This is a genomic window from Rhodococcus sp. R1101 (genome assembly GCF_000278445.1).
Taxonomy (GTDB): domain Bacteria; phylum Actinomycetota; class Actinomycetes; order Mycobacteriales; family Mycobacteriaceae; genus Rhodococcus; species Rhodococcus gordoniae.
In genome coordinates, this window is record NZ_AJVB01000517.1 from 1 (window position 1) to 2,595 (window position 2,595).

Sequence of the window (2,595 nt, forward strand, 5' to 3'; positions counted from 1 at the left end):
GGCCCAGTGCCAGAAACCCGACGCCGTCGGAGCATCCGGATCGAACACCGTGACGACGAAGCTCTTCGTCTCGGCGGGGAAACCCGACCAGGACAGCTGCGGGGGAGACGTCGCCGCCCCCGGGGATTCCGAACGCACCGCTGGCCTGCGGGAGTTTCCATTCCTCGCCCTCGGCGAAGTCCGCGCTGGTCACCTCGAAGGTGGGCAGCTCGGGCAGGAACGTGTACGGGTCGTAATCGAAAGCCATTCCGGTCCTTTCGTGACGGTGTCGAGTGTTCTAGGCGTGCAGGAGGAAGTGTTCCATGACACGGGTGCCGAAGCGCAGCGCGTCGACGGGGACACGCTCGTCGACGCCGTGGAACAGGGCCGCGAAGTCCAGGTCGGGCGGCAACTGCAGCGGCGCGAACCCGAAGCAACGGATCCCGAGCCTGGCGAACGCTTTGGCGTCGGTGCCGGCCGAGAGCATGTACGGCACGGTCCGGCCGATCGGATCGTGCGCGAGGATCGCGGCGTTCATCGCGTCCACGAGCTCGCCGTCGAAGGTGGTCTCGTACGGCTCGAGTCCGGTGATCCACTCGCGGGTGACGTTCGGGCCGATCAGCTCGTCGACGGTGCGTTCGAACTCGGCGAGCCGGCCGGGCAGGATGCGGCAGTCGACGACGGCGTGCGCAGTGCGCGGGATGACGTTGGCCTTGTAGCCGGCGTCGAGCATGGTGGGGTTCGCGGTGTCGCGCAGGGTCGCGCCCACGATGCGGGCGATCGAGCCGAGCTTGGCGAGTGCCCCCTCGAGATCGGGTGAGGTCGGATCGAAGTCCAGCCCGGTCTCCTCACTCACGACGGAGAGGAACTCGGCTACGGAATCGTTCACCACGAGCGGGAAGGTGTGGGAACCGAGCCGGGCCACGGCGCGGGAGAGCACGGTGACGGCATTGTCCTCGTGCAGGAACGAGCCGTGCCCGGCGACACCGGTCGCGGTCAGGCGCATCCAGCGCATGCCCTTCTCCGCGGTCTCGACCATGTACAGGCGCCGTTCGGTGCCGTCGGGACGTGGCACGGTCAAGGAGAACCCACCGACCTCCCCCACAGCCTCGGTGACGCCCTCGAACAGGTCGGGCCGGTGCTCCACCAGCCATTGCGAACCGAACTTGCCCCCGGCCTCCTCGTCGGCGACGAACGCGAAGACCAGATCACGCGGGGGCACGATGTTCTCGACCTTGAAGTAGCGGGCGACGGCGATCATCATGCCGACCATGTCCTTCATGTCGACCGCTCCGCGTCCCCACACGTAGCCGTTCTCGACGGCGCCGGAGAACGGGTGCACGCTCCAGTCCGCGGCCTCGGCAGGCACCACATCGAGATGGCCGTGGAGCATCAGCGCACCGCGACTCGGGTCTTGGCCCGCCAGCCGGGCGAAGACGTTGCCGCGGCCCGGCGCGCCGGATTCGACGTAGGTCGTCTCGTAGCCGACCTCCTCGAGCACGGAGGCCACCCATTCGGCGCACTCGCGTTCGCCCCGGGTCGTGGTGGGTTCACCGGTGTTCGAGGTGTCGAACCGGATGAGGCGGGAGACGAGGTCGACGACCTCCTCCTCTGCTCTGGACGGCTGGTGGGCGCTCGTGTCAATGGCCATGGCCGTATGTCTACCACCGCCCGTCCACCCCCACGACAGTTCGGATCAGTGCAGGTGGAGGCGGCGATTTGGGACCGTCGGCGCGGTGGGTTACTCTTTCACAGCGCCCACGACGAGCGGGCGCGAGCATCAGGTCCGAGTGGCGGAATGGCAGACGCGCTAGCTTGAGGTGCTAGTGTCCTATTAACGGACGTGGGGGTTCAAGTCCCCCCTCGGACACTCTGAGTCGAGACAGACGACGAAGGCCCCGAACACCATGTTCGGGGCCTTCGTCGTTGTCGGAGACACGATCGAACCGGCGGCAACCGCTACCACTTTCGTTATCCGCCGCAGCAATTGCTGGGGCGGATGACGAACAAGCGAGCGGATACCTGTGAGGCCCGGCCCGTCGAGTACCGCGAGAGCGTCTGAAGTGCCGTTTTGGGGATCGGGCGCCCCATGCGCTACTGTTTCCTCAGCGCCCGCGGGAGCGGGCTCTACCGACATGCCCCGTGTGGGCGTCGGTCCGAGTGGCGGAATGGCAGACGCGCTAGCTTGAGGTGCTAGTGTCCTATTAACGGACGTGGGGGTTCAAGTCCCCCCTCGGACACTCCGAAACCCGAAGGCCCCGAACCGAAATCGGTTCGGGGCCTTCGGCTCGTCCGGGATCGGGCGGGCAGACCACTCAGTCCCGGCGGCCTTTGCGGAAGTAGCGGATCGGCCCGAAGAAGTTCACCGCGATCGTCAGCGCCCAGCGCAGCTTGCTGCCGTTGACCTTCTCGGCCGGCCGAGTCGCCAGATCGGCCCAGGCCGCCACGGCGAGCGACAACTGCACCGCCGCGAGCAGGAGCACGAGCACCTGCTGGGAGCGGCCGAGTTCCGCGAACTTCTTCTTGGACAGGAGCGAGTTCGGACTCATCTTTCCTCCGGTACCTCCGTAGGGAATGCGGACACGATCATCCTGCCCGATACGATCGGGCCCACAG

General features: G+C 67.0%; 2 protein-coding genes, 2 tRNA genes and 1 pseudogene. 2 read left to right on the plus strand and 3 right to left on the minus strand.

Annotation, left to right across the window (positions count from 1 at the left end; genetic code table 11):
- Together R1101_RS31170 and R1101_RS0120850 are read right to left on the minus strand one after the other, a co-directional pair.
- Positions 1-247, minus strand: a pseudogene (locus R1101_RS31170) (YbhB/YbcL family Raf kinase inhibitor-like protein); the annotation flags it as partial.
- A 30-nt stretch (positions 248-277) separates the two neighbouring features.
- Positions 278-1,630, minus strand: a complete 1,353-nt coding sequence (locus R1101_RS0120850; RefSeq protein ID WP_016935212.1) for a M20/M25/M40 family metallo-hydrolase — start codon at positions 1,628-1,630, stop codon at positions 278-280.
- 133 nt (positions 1,631-1,763) lie between these two features.
- On the opposite strand from R1101_RS0120850, the gene R1101_RS0120855 reads away from it, so the two are divergent.
- Positions 1,764-1,849, plus strand: a tRNA-Leu gene (locus R1101_RS0120855).
- 284 nt (positions 1,850-2,133) lie between these two features.
- Positions 2,134-2,219, plus strand: a tRNA-Leu gene (locus tag R1101_RS0120860).
- A 75-nt stretch (positions 2,220-2,294) separates the two neighbouring features.
- Here the strand turns inward: R1101_RS0120860 and R1101_RS0120865 are convergent.
- On the minus strand, positions 2,295-2,528 hold the full coding sequence (locus R1101_RS0120865) for a PLDc N-terminal domain-containing protein (protein ID WP_016935213.1): 234 nt from the start codon (positions 2,526-2,528) through the stop codon (positions 2,295-2,297).
- Positions 2,529-2,595: the final 67 nt, after the last annotated feature.